Genomic DNA, 15,331 nt, shown 5'->3' with positions numbered 1-15,331 from the left:
CCTCGCTCCCTGGCCAGGCGATGCGTACGTACGGACATATGTGCTGCGGACGCCGTACGTACTTCGCTCTTCGCTGTTCGACGATCTGTACGCACGGGAGTCTAGGCCCTGCTAAAGAGACCGTAAGCAGCCCGTCACAGGTCGGCGTGCGCGGGGGTGGGGTTATCCCCAGGGGGGCCGGGCGGTCCACCTCATGGCGCGGGGCGGGGGCGGGCGGGCAGGCTGGGGCACATGACCGAACCCCTCTTCTCCCCGATCGGCACCGGACGGCCGTACGGGCGGCCGTTGCCCTCCAGTCAGACGCCCTCCGATCCGCTGCCGCCCGCGCGGTTCGCGTTCGGGGGACAGACCTGGCGGGAGATCGCGCATCTGCTGGCGAATCTGCCGCTCGCGCTGCTCGGGTTCGTGTATGTGACGACGGTGCTGTTCACCAGTGCCTTCCTCACGTTGACGGTGATCGGGTTTCCGCTGCTCGCCGCCGCGTTGATGGGGGCGCGGCAGTTGGGGCGGCTGGAGCGGATGCGGGCGCGGGCGCTGCTGCGGGCGCGGGTGGACGAGCCGAGTCCGCTGCCGTTCCGTGGGGGCGGGCGGCGGGCGGAGGAGGGGTTCTTCGCGCAGGTGTGGATGAGCGTGAAGGATCCGGTCGGCTGGCGTTCGATGCTGTACGAGCTGATCCGGATGCCGTGGGGTATCGCGACGTTCGTCATCACCCTCACGGGGTTGTTCGTGGCGTGGCCGGTGCTGCCGTACATCGTGCGGGGGCTGACGAACGTGGACCGGGTGATGGTGCGGTCGCTGTTGTCTCCGTCGGACGAGTTGGAGCGGCGGATCGCGGAGTTGGAGTCCGACCGGGGGGTCGTCGTCGACACCGCCGCCGCCGATCTGCGGCGGATCGAGCGGGATCTGCACGACGGGGCGCAGGCCCGGCTGGTGAATCTGGCGATGGGGCTCGGGCTCGCCAAGGAGAAGCTGTTGGAGGACCCCGACGCCGCCGCCTCGATGGTGGAGGAGGCGCACGGCGAGGTGAAGCTCGCCCTTCAGGAGCTGCGGGATCTGGCCCGGGGGATCCATCCGGCGGTGCTGACCGACCGGGGGCTCGACGCGGCGCTGTCGTCGGTCGCCTCGCGGTGCACGGCGCCGGTGAAGGTGACCGTGGATCTGGCGGTGCGGCCGGCCGCCGCGATCGAGGGGATCGCGTACTTCACGGTGTCCGAGCTGCTGCAGAACATCAGCAAGCACAGTGGGGCGAAGGCGGCGTCGGTGGATGTGTGGCGGTCCGAGGACCGGTTGCTGATACAGGTGTGGGACGACGGGCGTGGGGGTGCGCGGCTCGACGGGGGGAGCGGGATCGCCGGGCTGGCGGAGCGGTTGGGGGCGGTGGATGGGTTGTTCGTGATCGAGTCGCCGGTGGGGGGGCCTACGACGGTGACCGCGGAGTTGCCTTGGCGTGGGCGGTAGCGCGAAGCGGTGTTTGTGGGGCGCCTGCTCGTTGTGGGTGCCCCTTCTGTGTGGGCGGGTGCGGGTGCGTGGGGCTTCTCGCGCCCACGCGGCGGAGCCGCATATCGATACGGCCCCGCGCCCCTGGAGCAGGGGCCGCGCCCCCTGCTCCAGGGGCGCGGAGGGTGGGGAAAACCCCCCTATCGAGACGCCGACCCGCTCCATGGTTCCGGCGGCCGGGGGCCAGCAAGGTGGGGGTACGACATCGGGACTGCGGGACAGCGAAGGCGGGCGACGGTGATGGCCACGGAGTACGGGCATGGGTACGGGAGTTGGGGCGGGGAGCGGCGGCGTCGGGTGCCGGCCGGGCTGCGGGCGCCGTTCGAGGCGCGCAGCTGGCGGGAGTTCGGGTATGTGCTGCTGGGACTGCCGATCGGGATCATGCTGTTCACGTACGCCATCACGATGGTGTCGGTCGGTGCGGGGCTGCTGATCACCTTCCTCGGGGTGCCGGTGCTGGCGGCGGGGCTCGCCGGGTGCCGGGGGTTCGGCGCGCTGGAGCGGGCGCGGGCGCGGGCGCTGCTCGGGGCGGAGGTGTCCGCGCCGGAGCCGCTGCGGCCGAAGGGGCGCGGGGCGATGGCCTGGATGGGCGCCGTGCTGCGCAGCGGGTCGTCGTGGCGGCAACTGCTGTACGCGGTCGTGCAGTTCCCCTGGTCGGTGTTCTCCTTCGGGGTGGCGATCACCTTCTGGACGTACGGGTGGGCGCTGCTGACGTATCCGCTGTGGTTCTGGGTGTTCCCCGTGTGGGCCGGGCAGGACGGGTTGCAGCTGTACGGGGACGAGACGCACTCCGTGTATCTGGACAACCCGTTCGAGGTGACCGTGACCGCGCTGGTGGGGCTGCTCTTCACGATGGCGTCGCCGTGGATCGTGCGGGGGCTGACGACGGTCGACCGGGTGATGGTGGGCGCGCTGCTCGGGCCGTCGCGGCTGGGGGCGCGGGTCGTGGAGCTGGAGTCGGACCGGGGGGTCGTCGTCGACACCGCCGCCGCCGATCTGCGGCGGATCGAGCGGGATCTGCACGACGGGGCGCAGGCGCGGCTGGTGGCGCTGGCCATGGATCTGGGGCTGGCGAAGGAGAAGCTGGCGGAGGACCCCCGGGCGGCGGCGGTGATGGTCGACTCGGCGCACGGTGAGGTCAAGACCGCGCTCCAGGAGCTGCGGGATCTGGCGCGTGGCATCCACCCGGCCGTGCTGACCGACCGGGGGCTCGACGCGGCGCTGTCGTCGGTCGCCTCGCGGTGCGCGGTGCCGGTGGTGGTGGAGGTGGACCTGCCGGCGCGGCCGGTGCCGGCGATCGAGGGCATCGCGTACTTCACGGTGTCCGAGCTGCTGCAGAACGTCAGCAAGCACGCGGGGGCGTCCCGGGCGACCGTGGATGTGTGGAGGGTCGAGAACCGGCTGATGTTGCAGGTCATCGATGACGGGGTCGGCGGGGCGGACACGGGGGCCGGGTCCGGGCTGGCGGGGCTCGCCGAGCGGATCGGGGCGGTCGACGGGATCCTCGTCGTCGACTCGCCGGCCGGGGGGCCGACTCGGGTGACGGCGGAGTTGCCCTGGCGGGCGGCGTAGTCCCTGCCGAGTCCCTGCCGAGTCCCTGCGGGGCTGTGCGGGGCTGTGCGGGGCTGTGCGGGGCTGTGCGGGGCGCCTGCTCGCCGTGGGTGCCCCTTCGGCGTGCGCGGGTGCCGGTTTCGTCGTGGTTGTTCGCGCAGTGACCCGCGCCCCTTTGGGGCGCGGGTCACTGTGTTTCCCTCCGTGGGGCGCTCCGATGCTGGGATGCTGGGAGCTGTTGTACGGCTGTCGTGGGGGGACAAGGCGTGGAGGACAGGGTGCGGGTGGTCATCGCCGAGGATTCGGTGCTGTTGCGGGAGGGGTTGACGCGGCTGCTGACCGACCGGGGGCATGACGTCGTCGCGGGGGTCGGGGACGGGAACGCCCTGATCAAGACGATCACGGAGTTCGCGGCGCAGGGAGACCTGCCGGACGTGGTCGTCGCCGATGTGCGGATGCCGCCGACGCACACCGACGAGGGCGTGCGGGCCGCCGTACAGCTGCGGAAGCACCATCCGGAGCTGGGGGTGCTCGTGCTGTCCCAGTACGTGGAGGAGCGGTACGCCACCGAACTGCTCGCGGGGTCCAGCCGTGGCGTCGGATATCTGCTGAAGGACCGGGTGGCCGAGGTCCGGGAGTTCGTGGACGCGGTGGTGCGGGTGGCCCGGGGCGGTACGGCGCTGGACCCGGAGGTGGTCGCGCAGTTGCTCGGGCGCAGCCGGAAGCAGGATGTGCTGGCCGGGCTCACGCCGCGTGAGCGTGAGGTGCTGGGGCTGATGGCGGAGGGGCGGACCAACTCGGCGATCGCCCGGCAGCTGGTCGTCAGCGACGGGGCCGTCGAGAAGCACGTCAGCAATATCTTCCTGAAGCTCGGGCTGTCCCAGAGCGACGGGGACCACCGCCGGGTTCTGGCGGTGCTCACCTACCTCAATTCATGACCATCTGACACCGTGTCAGAAAGAGTGCTCGCCGGATGCCGGTCGATCGTCGACCGGCACCCCGACCGGCACCCCGACCGGCGATCGACCGAGAACCAGCGGCCCACCGTGCGCGTCTTCAAGGGAAGCGGCAGGGGCGGGTAAATCGTGACAAGTCAGGGCGTTCGGTGGTGGGAAAAACAGGATTGATCAGTCGAACGCGCAAGGGAAGGCCGCCCCCGCCGACGTAGGGTTGGTCTTGGGAGGGCCGGCGGGTCGGCCGTTCCCGGACAGCCGCCTCAAGGGAGGTCCAGTTCAGTGACCAGCCAGGTCAGCAGCCCAGCGGAGCAGGCCGACGAAGCCGCTCTGGGAGAACTGAGGGAACAGCGCAATCCGGCGGGGACGAAGGACGTCCGCCGACTCGATCGGGTGATCATTCGGTTCGCCGGGGACTCCGGTGACGGGATGCAGCTCACCGGCGACCGGTTCACCTCCGAAACGGCCTCCTTCGGCAACGACCTCTCCACCCTGCCGAACTTCCCCGCCGAGATCCGCGCCCCCGCCGGCACCCTCCCGGGTGTCTCCAGCTTCCAGCTGCACTTCGCCGACCACGACATCCTCACCCCGGGCGACGCCCCCAATGTGCTGGTCGCCATGAACCCGGCCGCTCTGAAGGCGAACATCGGGGACGTACCGCGCGGCGCGGAGATCATCGTCAACACGGACGAGTTCACCAAACGGGCGATGCAGAAGGTCGGGTACGCGGTCAGTCCGCTGGAGGACGGATCGCTGGACGGATACAGCGTCCATCCGGTGCCGCTGACCACCCTCACCGTCGAGGCACTCAAGGAATTCGCCCTCACCCGCAAGGAGGCCGAGCGCAGCAAGAACATGTTCGCGCTCGGCCTCCTGTCGTGGATGTACCACCGGCCGACCGAGGGCACGGAGAGGTTCCTGGCGGCCAAGTTCGCGGGGAAGCCGGACATCGCCGCCGCCAACCTCGCCGCCTTCCGCGCCGGGTGGAACTTCGGGGAGACGACCGAGGACTTCGCGGTCAGTTACGAGGTCGCGCCGGCCGCCGCCGCGTTCCCCGTCGGCACCTACCGGAACATCTCCGGGAACCTGGCGCTGTCGTACGGGCTGATCGCGGCCTCCCGGCAGGCCGATCTGCCGCTCTACCTGGGCTCCTATCCGATCACCCCGGCCTCGGACATCCTGCACGAGCTGAGCCGGCACAAGAACTTCGGTGTGCGGACCTTCCAGGCGGAGGACGAGATCGCCGGGATCGGGGCGGCGCTGGGGGCCGCGTTCGGGGGGTCTCTCGCGGTCACGACGACCTCCGGGCCGGGTGTGGCGCTGAAGTCGGAGACCATCGGGCTCGCCGTCTCCCTCGAACTGCCGCTGATCGTCGTCGACATCCAGCGCGGCGGGCCGTCCACCGGGCTGCCCACCAAGACCGAGCAGGCGGATCTGCTCCAGGCCATGTACGGCCGCAACGGCGAGGCACCGGTGCCGGTGGTCGCGTCGCGCACCCCGGCCGACTGTTTCGACGCGGCGATCGAGGCCGCCCGGATCGCGCTGACCTACCGCACCCCCGTGTTCCTGCTCTCGGACGGCTACCTCGCCAACGGCAGCGAGCCCTGGCGCATCCCCGAGATCGACGAACTCCCCGATCTGACCGTGCGGTTCACCCAGGGCCCCAACCACACCCTGGACGACGGCACCGAGGTCTTCTGGCCCTACAAACGCGACCCGCAGACGCTCGCCCGCCCCTGGGCGGTCCCGGGCACCACCGGCCTCGAACACCGCATCGGCGGCATCGAGAAGCAGGACGGCACGGGCAACATCTCCTACGACCCCGCCAACCACGACTTCATGGTCCGCACCCGGCAGGCGAAGATCGACGGGATCGACGTCCCCGACGTCGAGGTCGACGACCCGCACGGGGCCCGCACCCTGGTCCTGGGCTGGGGCTCGACGTACGGGCCGATCACGGCGGCGGTACGGCGACTGCGGACGGCCGGGGAGGCCATCGCCCAGGCCCATCTGCGGCATCTCAACCCCTTCCCGCGCAATCTGGGCGCGGTCCTCGGGCGCTACGACAAGGTGGTGATCCCCGAGATGAACCTCGGGCAGCTCGCCCTGCTCGTCCGGGCGAAGTACCTGGTCGACGCCCACTCCTACAACCAGGTGAACGGCATGCCGTTCAAGGCGGAGCAGCTCGCCACGGCTCTCAAGGAGGCCATCGATGGCTGACATCGGCAACGAGCTGTTGCAGCTGGTCCCCAAGGCCACCGCCAAGCAGTCCATGAAGGACTTCAAGTCCGATCAGGAAGTGCGCTGGTGCCCCGGCTGCGGCGACTACGCGATCCTCGCCGCCGTCCAGAGCTTCATGCCGGAACTGGGACTGGCGAAGGAGAACATCGTCTTCGTCTCCGGCATCGGCTGTTCCTCCCGCTTCCCGTACTACCTGGACACCTACGGGATGCATTCGATTCATGGGCGGGCGCCGGCCATCGCCACCGGACTCGCCACCTCGCGCCGCGACCTGTCGGTATGGGTGGTGACCGGTGACGGCGACGCGCTCTCCATCGGCGGCAACCACCTGATCCACGCCCTGCGCCGCAATGTGAACCTGAAGATCCTGCTCTTCAACAACCGGATCTACGGTCTGACCAAGGGCCAGTACTCCCCCACCTCCGAGGTCGGGAAGATCACCAAGTCCACACCGATGGGGTCGCTGGACGCACCCTTCAACCCGGTGTCGCTGGCGATCGGTGCGGAGGCGTCGTTCGTGGCGCGGACCGTGGACTCCGACCGCAAACATCTGACGGAGGTGCTGCGACAGGCCGCCGCCCACCCCGGCACGGCCCTCGTCGAGATCTACCAGAACTGCAACATCTTCAACGACGGCGCCTTCGAGGCCCTCAAGGACCGGCAGCAGGCCGAGGAAGCCGTGATCCGCCTGGAGCACGGCGAGCCGATCCGGTTCGGGACCGGGGGCACCTCCCGCTCGAGCGAAGCCGAGAGTGGGGGAAGGGCGCGGGGGGTCGTACGGGACGAGGCCACCGGGGATCTGAAGGTGGTCGACGTGACGGCCGAGAACGAGTCGCGGATCCTGGTCCACGACGCGCACGCCGCGTCCCCGACCACCGCGTTCGCACTCTCCCGGCTAGCCGATCCCGACACCCTCCACCACACCCCGATCGGTGTCCTGCGGTCCGTCGAACGGCCCGTCTACGACGCCCAGATGTCCGACCAGCTCGACACCGCCGTCCAGCGACACGGCAAGGGCGACCTGTCCGCGCTGCTGGCGGGCGGCGACACCTGGACCGTGGTCGGCTGACCCCGGCGCCCGGGGCCCGGCCGGTTCAGCCGGCCGGTTCAGCCCCGGGCCTCGTCGTACGCCTCCCGGGCCTGCTGTACGTCGTCCATGCGGTCCTTCGTCCAGGTCGCGAGGGCGCGTACCTGTTCGGCGACCTCGCGGCCGAGGTCGGTGAGGGAGTAGTCGACGCGGGGCGGGATGACGGCCTTGGCGTCGCGGTGGACCAGGCCGTCGCGTTCCAGGGTCTGGAGGGTCTGGGTGAGCATCTTCTCGCTGACCCGGCCGATGGCCCGGCGCAGCTCGCTGAAGCGGTACGACCGCTCCAGCAGCTCGATCAGGACCAGGACGCCCCAGCGGCTGGTGACATGCTCCAGAACCAGGCGGTAGGGGCACATGCCCTCGCCGTCCATCGCGTCGTACTTGCTCGCGGGCTGTGGGGTCACCTTACTTACGGCCATGCCAGTACCTTACTTCAAAGTGGGTACTTTCGCAGAGTTAGCGCACCCCCTAGGGTTAGTGGCGTACCCGCCCCCCTGGAGAGGTTTCACCATGAGCATCGTCGTCACCGGAGCGACCGGACACCTCGGCAAGTTCGTCATCGAAGGGCTGCTGGAGAAGGTTCCGGCCGAGCAGATCACGGCTGTCGTCCGCAGCGAGGAGAAGGGCGCCGGGTTCGCGGCGCGCGGGGTCAAGCTCGCCGTCGCCGACTACGACATCCCCGAGACCTTCGACGGCCTCTTCGCCGCCGGCGACAAGGTGCTGCTGATCTCCGGCAGCGAGATCGACAAGGGCCGGGTCGCGCAGCACCAGATCGTGATCGACGCCGCCAAGGCGGCCGGGGTCGCGCTCCTCGCCTACACCAGCGCGCCGGGCAGCCTGACGGCCGCGCTCGCCGACGACCACCGGGGCACCGAGAAGGCGCTGCTCGCCTCCGGTCTGCCGTACGCCCTGCTGCGCAACGGCTGGTACAACGAGAACTACACCGAGCATCTCGCGCCGGTGCTGCAGTTCAACGCCGTCACCCACGCCGCCGGTGAGGGCCGGGTCTCCTCGGCGGCCCGCGCGGACTACGCCGCCGCCGCGGTCGCCGTGCTGACCGGCGAGGGTCACGAGAACCAGACGTACGAGCTGGGCGGCGACGTCGCCTGGAGCTTCGCCGAGTACGCGGCCGAGCTGAGCGGGCAGACCGGCAAGGAGATTGCGAACAACCCGGTCTCCGTCGAGGCCTTCGCCGGCATCCTGACCGGCGCCGGGCTCCCGGAGCCGCTGGCCGCGGTCCTCGCGGGCGTCGACGCGTCCGTCGCGAAGGGCCAGCTGGTCGTCACCTCCGGCGACCTCACCCGCCTCATCGGCCGCCCGACCACCCCGATCGCCGACTCGATCGCGGTGGCCCTGAAGGCGTGACCCTCCGGGACGGCGGCCCCCTGCCCCCGGGGTCGCGCGGTCCCGTCGGTGTCCCTTGCTTCCCCTCTGTTGCCTCACCCCCGACTGTCATGACCGTATCCCGATACGGGCATGACACCCGGGGGTGCTCGGCGTTACCTTCGGGAGGCTGAGGTTCGGGGTCGCGGTGGCGCGGCCGGGCGAGGAGGAGGGGCCGTGGCGGCGCAGTCGAGGGGCGAACACCGGATAGGACTGCTGAACGGCTTCGCCGCGTACGGGATGTGGGGGCTCGTCCCGCTCTTCTGGCCCCTGCTGAAGCCGTCCGGCGCGGTGGAGATCCTCGCCCACCGCATGGTCTGGTCCCTCGCGGTCGTCGGCGTGCTGCTGCTGGTGCTGCGGCGCTGGTCCTGGGCCGGTGAGCTGATACGGCAGCCGCGCAGGCTCGCACTGGTCACGGTCGCGGCTGCGGTGATCACCGTCAACTGGGGCGTCTACATCTGGGCCGTGAACACGCACCAGGTGGTCGAGGCCTCCCTCGGGTACTTCATCAACCCGCTCGTCACCATCGCCATCGGCGTCCTGCTGCTGAAGGAACGGCTGCGCCCGGTCCAGTGGACGGCGGTCGGCGTCGGCTTCACGGCCGTCCTCGTCCTCACCGTCGGGTACGGGCGCCCGCCGTGGATCTCCCTCTGTCTCGCCTTCTCCTTCGCCACGTACGGGCTGGTCAAGAAGAAGGTCAACCTGGGCGGCGTCGAGTCGCTGGCCGCCGAGACCGCGATCCAGTTCCTGCCCGCGCTGGCCTATCTGCTGTGGCTGGGATCGCGCGGTGGCGCCACCTTCGGGCCGGAGGGCACCGGGCACGCGCTGCTGCTCGCGGCGACCGGACTGGTGACCGCGCTGCCGCTGGTCTGTTTCGGGGCCGCGGCGATCCGGGTGCCGCTGTCCACGCTGGGGCTGCTGCAGTATCTGGCGCCGGTGTTCCAGTTCCTGCTGGGCGTCTGGTACTTCGGTGAGGCCATGCCCCCCGAGCGGTGGGCGGGCTTCGCCCTGGTGTGGCTGGCGCTGTCGCTGCTGACCTGGGACGCGCTGCGGACGGCACGGTCGGCGCGGCGGCGGATGGCGGAGCTGGTCGCCGACGTCACCGACACCGGCGACGTCACCGAGGCGCGTTTTCCGCTGGCCAAATAGCACCCTTGACGGAGAGTCAGTCCTCGCCGCACCATCCAGGCACCTCATTCACCGGGTTCGCCATGGACACATCAACAGTGATGTCCATGGCGTTCCCCATGGAATTCGGAGCCCCCCACTATGAAGCTCTCTGTTCCAGCCACGGGACGCGCCACCGTCGCCGCCGCCGTCGCGATGGCCACGCTGTTCGCCGGCGGGTCCATGGCGGGGGCGGCACCCGCCCCGGACAAGGCGGTCGCCGCCCGGGACGCCGCGATCGCCGCCGCTCCCGACCTTCCCGTGGCCAACGTCAAGGCACACCTGACGCAGTTCCAGTCCATAGCCGCGGCCAACGGCGGCAACCGGGCGCACGGCCGCGCCGGTTACCTCGCGTCACTGAACTATGTGAAGGGCAAGCTCGACGCGGCGGGCTTCGTCACCACCACCCAGACCTTCACGTCCGGCGGTCGCACCGGCTACAACCTGATCGCGGACTGGCCCGGCGGCGACACCAATCAGGTTGTCATGGCCGGTTCACACCTGGACAGTGTCACCACGGGCGCCGGCATCAACGACAACGGCTCGGGTTCCGCGGCCGTACTGGAAGCGGCGCTGGCCGTGTCCCGCACGAACTACCAGCCCACCAAGCATCTGCGGTTCGCCTGGTGGGGCGCGGAGGAACTGGGCCTCGTCGGCTCCCGCTACTACGTCAACAACCTGACGGCGGCGAACCGGGCCCGGATCAGCGGCTACCTCAACTTCGACATGATCGGCTCGCCGAACCCCGGGTACTTCGTCTACGACGACGACCCCGTCATCGAGCAGACCTTCAAGGACTACTTCACGGGGATCGGCGTCGCGACCGAGATCGAGACCGAGGGTGACGGCCGGTCCGACCACGCGCCCTTCAAGAGCGCGGGCGTTCCCGTGGGCGGGCTCTTCACCGGGGCGAGCCGGGCGAAGACGGCCGCGCAGGTCGCCAAGTGGGGCGGTACGTCCGGCCAGGCCTTCGACCGCTGCTACCACTCCTCGTGCGACACCACGTCCAACATCAACGACACGGCGCTCGACCGTAACGGGGACGCGCTGGCGTACGCGGTGTGGGAGCTGTCCGAGTAGGAGTGGTCGTTCGTCGTTCTGGGTGCGCCTTCGGGTGCGGCTGTGTGGGGCTTCTCGCGCAGTTCCCCGCGCCCCTGAAGAGCCGGGGCTGCGCCCCCTGCTCTTCAGGGGGCGGAGTCCAGGGCGCGGGCCCGTTCGGTGAGGCGGGTCATGCGGGTGCGGGCCTTCTCCAGTTGTTCCAGGTCGTCGGCGGCGGGGCCCTCGTCGGCGGCCAGGTCGGTCCAGACGGCGATCAGGTCGCGGCCCAGATGCAGGCCCTGGAGCGGGTCGCGGACCGCGCGCCAGGCCGCCGCCGCGCTCTGGATGTTGCCGTACGCGGCACGCTGGTCGCGCAGCCGGTGGCGGAGGCCGGCCAGGTCGAGGGAGAGATGGAAGGAGCGCAGCGCGTCACCGGCCAAGTAGGCGATGTACGCGGTGAGTTCGCGGATTTTCAGGACCTCGGGGTGCTGCGGGCCCAGTGCCGCCGTCACCTGTGCGACGGTCTGCTCGGCCATCTCCGCGGCCTCCTGGATACGGCCCAGCTTCACCGCCTCGTTGATCCGCGACATGGACTCCGCGAACGGTGACGGCGTACCGCCGTCCTCCTCCGCCGTGTCCAGCACGGCCTCCGCGACCGCGTCGAACTCCCGTACCGGCGCGGGCTTCGGGGTGTTGTCCTCTTCCAGCACCTTCCACTCCGGGGCGGAGTAGGCGTCGGTGGCGGACTCCTCCGGAGGGGCCAGGACGGGGGGCGCGGGTTCGGGGGCGGGTTCGGGGGTCGGAGCGGCGGGCGGTGGCGGTGCCTGGACGGGCATCGGGGCGGGTGTCGGCGGCCACGGCTGGGGCTCCAGCGAGGCGGGGGCCGATTCCGGGGCCGGTGCAGGCGCCGGAAGCCAGGTCTGCGGCTGTGAGGTGTGCTGTGGCTCCGGGTACGGCTCAAGGCTCGGGGCGTGGGCGGCGGGGTGGGCCGGGGGCTGGTTGCGGAGCCAGGGGTGTCGCTCCTGGCCGGTGGTCACCCGCTCCGGAGTCGGCTCTTCGGAACCGGGGGCGTGGGCGGAGTCCCGTACGGGCGCCGGGGACTGGGACTGGCTCGGAGGCCAGGACCGGGGTTCCAGGGAGGTCGGGGCCGGGGGCGGGGGCGGGGGCGGGGTGTAGGGCGAGGGGTCGGACGCGGTCGTGGCCCGGTCCTGGTGCCAGGGCTCAGAGGTCGTTCGGGCCGCGTGCGGTTCGATGTCCATGGCCGGGCCGAACTCGCCCGTCGGGGGCGAGACCGTACCGGCCGGGGTGGCCGGGGTGGCCGGGGTGGCCGGAGCGGCCGGAGCGGCCGGAGCGGCCGGAGCGGCGTCGTGGGCGGGCTCGGGTGAGGAGGGGGTGCCGTCCGGGGCCGGCTGAACGCCCGGCAGGGTCAGCGGGAGGCCCGGGGTGCGGGTCGGGCGGGCCAGTGGCCCGTCCTTCGGCTCCGGCACCGCTCGCAGCACGAACGTCGACGGCGGGACCCTGCCCGGCGACGGCGCCGACTCCGCCGGGCCCGCCGACTGGTCCTGCTCCTCCTTCGCCGCCGTGAGCGGCATCGTCCGGGGCTCCCGCTTCGCCGCCGGGACAGGAGCGGGCGCGGGTTCCGCCGGGGAGTGGTCCGACTTGGCCTCGGCAGCGGGCGCCTCCGGCGTGCGCCGGGCCTCCGGTGCGTACGCGGATCCGGGCGCGGGCGCGGGCGCGGGCGCGGGGCCGTGCGCGGATTCGGGCGCCTGCGCAGGCACGTGTGCGGCTTCGGGTGCGTACGCGGGCGTGCGCGTGGACTCAGGCGTGCGCGTGGACTCAGGCGTGCGCGTGGACTCAGGCGTGCGCGTGGACTCAGGCGTGCGCGTGGACTCAGGCGTGCGCGTGGACTCAGGCGTGCGCGTGGACTCGGAAGCGGGCGCCGCTTCAGATGTGCGCGGGGCTTCAGACGGGTAGGCGGCTCCGGGCGTCGGCTTCGCCGCCGTCAGCGGAAGCGTGCTCGGCTCTCGCTTCGGCCGCTGCGGCTCCGGCGCCGGAGCGACCGGCTCCGCCGAGGGCATCGCCTTGCCTGCTGCCAGCCTCATCGTGCTGGGCTCCGGCTTCGGCTGCTCTTGAACGCGCGCCTGTGCCCCGGAGTGCGCCGCCGACTCCGGTACCGAGCGCAGTAGATGGGTCGGCCTGTCCCGGCGCGGGCCTCGCGCGGGGGCCGGCGGCTCGGCGGGCTGCGGTGCGGCCCCCGGGCTCGTTCCGGCGACCGAGTAGCCGCCCGTCCCGGGGGCCGGGTGCTCGCCCACTCGTGCCGTGCCGCTCCCCGCAGCCCCCGTGAAACCCCTCGGCTCGCCCACCCGTACGGGTTCCCCGGCGTAGTGGCTGGAGCCGTCGACGTGGATCCGGAGGGGGACGGCGTAGCCGATGCGTTCGTCGTGGACCATCGCAAGGACGGGGTGGCCGGTGGCGAGGGCCAGGCGGTGGAGGTAGTCGAGGGCGGCGGTATGGGGGGACTCCCCGGCGGCCGGTGGCACCGGCACACCGCCGACCGTCGCACCGGTTTCGGCGGAGACCCGTACGTCGATCGGGGTCAGCCCCGCCGACGCACGCCCCGCGCGCTTGAGTTCCTTGAGTTCCCGCTTCTGTTCGCGGCTGAGTCGAGTCATCGTTCCCTCACTCGGGTCGGGCAGAAGGGGAAGGGGAAGCAGCGGGAGTGGTCGGGGGGCGGCGTTCCGTGGTGTTCTCGCTGGAACCCTCCGGCGCGGACACCGCTGCCTCCACCGTACGCACCTCGTCCACCCGCCATGGTTCCACCCGCCATGGTTCCACCCGCCATGGTTCGCCCTTGCCCGAACGCACCAGCTTCACGTACACCGTGTCCTGCGGGCCGGTCCCGGTCGTCGGCGCCACCACGACCGTTCGCCGAACCGCCCGCCGGACCTCCCTGCCGAGGCCACCGACGCCGGCCCCGTACCACCTGTCGCGCTCGTCACGCCCGACACGCATCCCGCGTGGGCCGTGCGCGGCGCGCCTCGTGTCCACCCTCGTTCCCCTCCTCACCTCAGTGTCCCGCCTCGCCGTTCGCCTCGTCCATGCCGTCCGTGCCGCCCGCGTCATCCCTGCAACCCCAACCATGGCACCGGGTTGACGCAGGTGCCTTCCGCATCACCTCGACGAAGGGCTGGGCACCCGTCGAGTAGCGGACCCGAGGGTGAGGTGCATGTGCTTGCTCGGTCCCGGCTCACCCAGGTGCCGGGCATGAACCGACTCAACCACTCGGCAGCGACCGGGGACTTGGCGTTCGGGTTCCAGTCCGAATCGGCCTCGATCCGCGCGGCGTTCACGGCGGGCTCGATGACGTCGCACATGGCGTCCGCCTTGAGCGCCCAAGGCATGTACTCGGCCGGCACCTGGTCCGAGTCGAGGCCGCCGCCGGCTGCGGTCATGACGGCCCCTCCCCCGTTGGACATCTGCTCCCCTCAGCTCAGCGTCGAAGTGGCGGGACCGTGAAATCCGGTGAAGAACGTCGGTGCCGAACTTCGGTCGTGTTCCTGCCACTTGGGTCCAGTCGGACAAGTCTCTCCGCTCCCGCGCGTTCCGCGCGTCACCGGCGCGTCACAGGCTCGTCGCAGGAACTCACGTCCCGATTCCCAAGCCGTCCACGGGCCGTGAGGATCAGAGGGTGGGCGCGTACAACAGGTGCACAGGACTCAGGAAGACTGCTGTGATCAACGGCGGAGACTGAGAATGTGGAGAGCGGTGATGCGGTGATGCGGCCGGACACGGAACAGGCGGCGGCCGGGCCGGAGATCTGGGTGCGGGGGCCGGTGACGGAGCCGGCGGCGCGGCCACCGGAGCCGCCGCCCCGGGCGACCGCGAGCGCGCGGCGGTTCGCATGGGTCGCCACGCACGGCGGCGCCGGGTCCACCACCCTCGCGACGGTCTTCGGCGGCCATGACGCGGGCCGCAACTGGCCTCAACCGGAACACGGCGAACCGGCGTCGGTGCTCCTGGTGGGGCGGACGCACGCCGCCGGGCTCGACGCGGTCTCGCACACCCTGGACATCTTCCGGCGGGGCGACGCGCCGCCGGGGCTCGACCTGGACGCGATCGTGCTGGTCGCGGACGCGCCCGGCCGGCTGCCCCGGCAGCTGGTGCAGCGCGTGAAGGTGATCGGTTCCGTCATAGACGTCTACCGCGTGCCCTGGGTGCCCGCCTGGCGCACCGGCGATCTCACCGGCCCGCCGCCCCGGGAGAGCGCGGCACTGGCCCGACTGACCGGGCGGACCCCATGAGCAGCGCCCTGTACGCCGCCGCCCCTCCCCCGACCCCCGACCGCCGGCCGTGGCCACCGACGAGCTGAACGAGGGGGCTGATCTACGGCGATCCAGTCGCGGACGCCGCCAGG

The 15,331-nt window shown here is 71.4% G+C and carries 13 protein-coding genes; 10 read left to right on the top strand and 3 right to left on the bottom strand.

Translation table 11 applies throughout. From position 1 onward, the window contains the following. Window positions 1–231 precede the first annotated feature (231 nt). The 6 genes from F9278_RS30230 (at window position 232) to F9278_RS30210 (ending at window position 7,311) form a co-directional block, all read left to right on the top strand. Window positions 232–1,458: a sensor histidine kinase gene (locus F9278_RS30230; protein WP_152171138.1), complete on the top strand. Its 1,227-nt coding sequence runs from the start codon at window positions 232–234 to the stop codon at window positions 1,456–1,458. A gap of 279 nt (window positions 1,459–1,737) precedes the next feature. Further along, the gene (locus F9278_RS30225) at window positions 1,738–3,069 is read left to right on the top strand and encodes a sensor histidine kinase (RefSeq protein WP_152171137.1); all 1,332 of its coding nucleotides are present in this window, start codon (window positions 1,738–1,740) and stop codon (window positions 3,067–3,069) included. A 257-nt stretch (window positions 3,070–3,326) separates the two neighbouring features. Next, on the top strand, window positions 3,327–3,986 hold the full coding sequence (locus tag F9278_RS30220) for a response regulator transcription factor (protein ID WP_319023147.1): 660 nt from the start codon (window positions 3,327–3,329) through the stop codon (window positions 3,984–3,986). Window positions 3,987–3,998: 12 nt separating this feature from the next. Further along, window positions 3,999–4,130, top strand: coding sequence for a hypothetical protein (locus F9278_RS48275; protein ID WP_264300187.1), 132 nt, complete (start codon window positions 3,999–4,001; stop codon window positions 4,128–4,130). A gap of 153 nt (window positions 4,131–4,283) precedes the next feature. Then, window positions 4,284–6,221 carry a 2-oxoacid:acceptor oxidoreductase subunit alpha gene (locus F9278_RS30215; RefSeq protein WP_152171135.1) on the top strand — a complete coding sequence of 646 codons (1,938 nt, stop codon included), beginning with the start codon at window positions 4,284–4,286 and terminating at the stop codon, window positions 6,219–6,221. Next, window positions 6,214–7,311 carry a 2-oxoacid:ferredoxin oxidoreductase subunit beta gene (locus F9278_RS30210; RefSeq protein WP_152171134.1) on the top strand — a complete coding sequence of 366 codons (1,098 nt, stop codon included), beginning with the start codon at window positions 6,214–6,216 and terminating at the stop codon, window positions 7,309–7,311. Before F9278_RS30215 ends, F9278_RS30210 begins: the two co-directional genes overlap by 8 nt. Window positions 7,312–7,349: 38 nt before the next feature. Here the strand turns inward: F9278_RS30210 and F9278_RS30205 are convergent, their stop codons facing one another. Further along, a complete protein-coding gene (locus F9278_RS30205) occupies window positions 7,350–7,748 on the bottom strand; it encodes a winged helix-turn-helix transcriptional regulator (RefSeq protein ID WP_193241702.1) in 399 nt (132 codons plus the stop codon). Window positions 7,749–7,839: 91 nt separating this feature from the next. On the opposite strand from F9278_RS30205, the gene F9278_RS30200 reads away from it, so the two are divergent. The 3 genes from F9278_RS30200 (at window position 7,840) to F9278_RS30190 (ending at window position 10,959) form a co-directional block, all read left to right on the top strand. After that, window positions 7,840–8,694, top strand: coding sequence for an SDR family oxidoreductase (locus tag F9278_RS30200; protein ID WP_152171133.1), 855 nt, complete (start codon window positions 7,840–7,842; stop codon window positions 8,692–8,694). Window positions 8,695–8,889: 195 nt separating this feature from the next. Further along, window positions 8,890–9,861 carry an EamA family transporter RarD gene (rarD, locus tag F9278_RS30195; protein ID WP_152171132.1) on the top strand — a complete coding sequence of 324 codons (972 nt, stop codon included), beginning with the start codon at window positions 8,890–8,892 and terminating at the stop codon, window positions 9,859–9,861. Window positions 9,862–9,981: 120 nt separating this feature from the next. Then, window positions 9,982–10,959, top strand: a complete 978-nt coding sequence (locus tag F9278_RS30190) for a M28 family metallopeptidase (protein ID WP_152171131.1) — start codon at window positions 9,982–9,984, stop codon at window positions 10,957–10,959. Between the two features lie 104 nt (window positions 10,960–11,063). Here the strand turns inward: F9278_RS30190 and F9278_RS30185 are convergent, their stop codons facing one another. Together F9278_RS30185 and F9278_RS47525 are read right to left on the bottom strand one after the other, a co-directional pair. Continuing rightward, window positions 11,064–13,589 carry a tetratricopeptide repeat protein gene (locus F9278_RS30185; RefSeq protein WP_152171130.1) on the bottom strand — a complete coding sequence of 842 codons (2,526 nt, stop codon included), beginning with the start codon at window positions 13,587–13,589 and terminating at the stop codon, window positions 11,064–11,066. A gap of 447 nt (window positions 13,590–14,036) precedes the next feature. Next, window positions 14,037–14,369, bottom strand: coding sequence for a lysozyme family protein (locus F9278_RS47525; protein ID WP_226967027.1), 333 nt, complete (start codon window positions 14,367–14,369; stop codon window positions 14,037–14,039). A gap of 324 nt (window positions 14,370–14,693) precedes the next feature. Here F9278_RS47525 and F9278_RS30170 point away from each other — a divergent pair, with 324 nt between their 5' ends. Further along, window positions 14,694–15,218 (top strand): DUF6668 family protein, encoded by a 525-nt coding sequence (locus F9278_RS30170; RefSeq protein WP_152174217.1) that lies wholly within the window; start codon window positions 14,694–14,696, stop codon window positions 15,216–15,218. The last annotated feature ends 113 nt before the right edge of the window (window positions 15,219–15,331 follow it).

The sequence above is a fragment of the Streptomyces phaeolivaceus genome, assembly GCF_009184865.1.
Lineage (GTDB): Bacteria > Actinomycetota > Actinomycetes > Streptomycetales > Streptomycetaceae > Streptomyces > Streptomyces phaeolivaceus.
This window is presented reverse-complemented; position numbering and strand designations above follow the sequence as displayed.

Bases quoted from the DNA above. Each gene is read 5' to 3' on its own strand.
- F9278_RS30230 (WP_152171138.1), top strand. From the start codon at position 232: ATGACCGAACCCCTCTTCTCCCCGATCGGCACCGGACGGCCGTACGGG.
- F9278_RS30185 (WP_152171130.1), bottom strand. From the start codon at position 13,589: ATGACTCGACTCAGCCGCGAACAGAAGCGGGAACTCAAGGAACTCAAG.
- F9278_RS30200 (WP_152171133.1), top strand. From the start codon at position 7,840: ATGAGCATCGTCGTCACCGGAGCGACCGGACACCTCGGCAAGTTCGTC.
- F9278_RS30205 (WP_193241702.1), bottom strand. From the start codon at position 7,748: ATGGCCGTAAGTAAGGTGACCCCACAGCCCGCGAGCAAGTACGACGCG.
- F9278_RS30210 (WP_152171134.1), top strand. From the start codon at position 6,214: ATGGCTGACATCGGCAACGAGCTGTTGCAGCTGGTCCCCAAGGCCACC.
- F9278_RS47525 (WP_226967027.1), bottom strand. From the start codon at position 14,369: ATGACCGCAGCCGGCGGCGGCCTCGACTCGGACCAGGTGCCGGCCGAG.
- F9278_RS30170 (WP_152174217.1), top strand. From the start codon at position 14,694: ATGCGGCCGGACACGGAACAGGCGGCGGCCGGGCCGGAGATCTGGGTG.
- F9278_RS30225 (WP_152171137.1), top strand. From the start codon at position 1,738: ATGGCCACGGAGTACGGGCATGGGTACGGGAGTTGGGGCGGGGAGCGG.
- F9278_RS30190 (WP_152171131.1), top strand. From the start codon at position 9,982: ATGAAGCTCTCTGTTCCAGCCACGGGACGCGCCACCGTCGCCGCCGCC.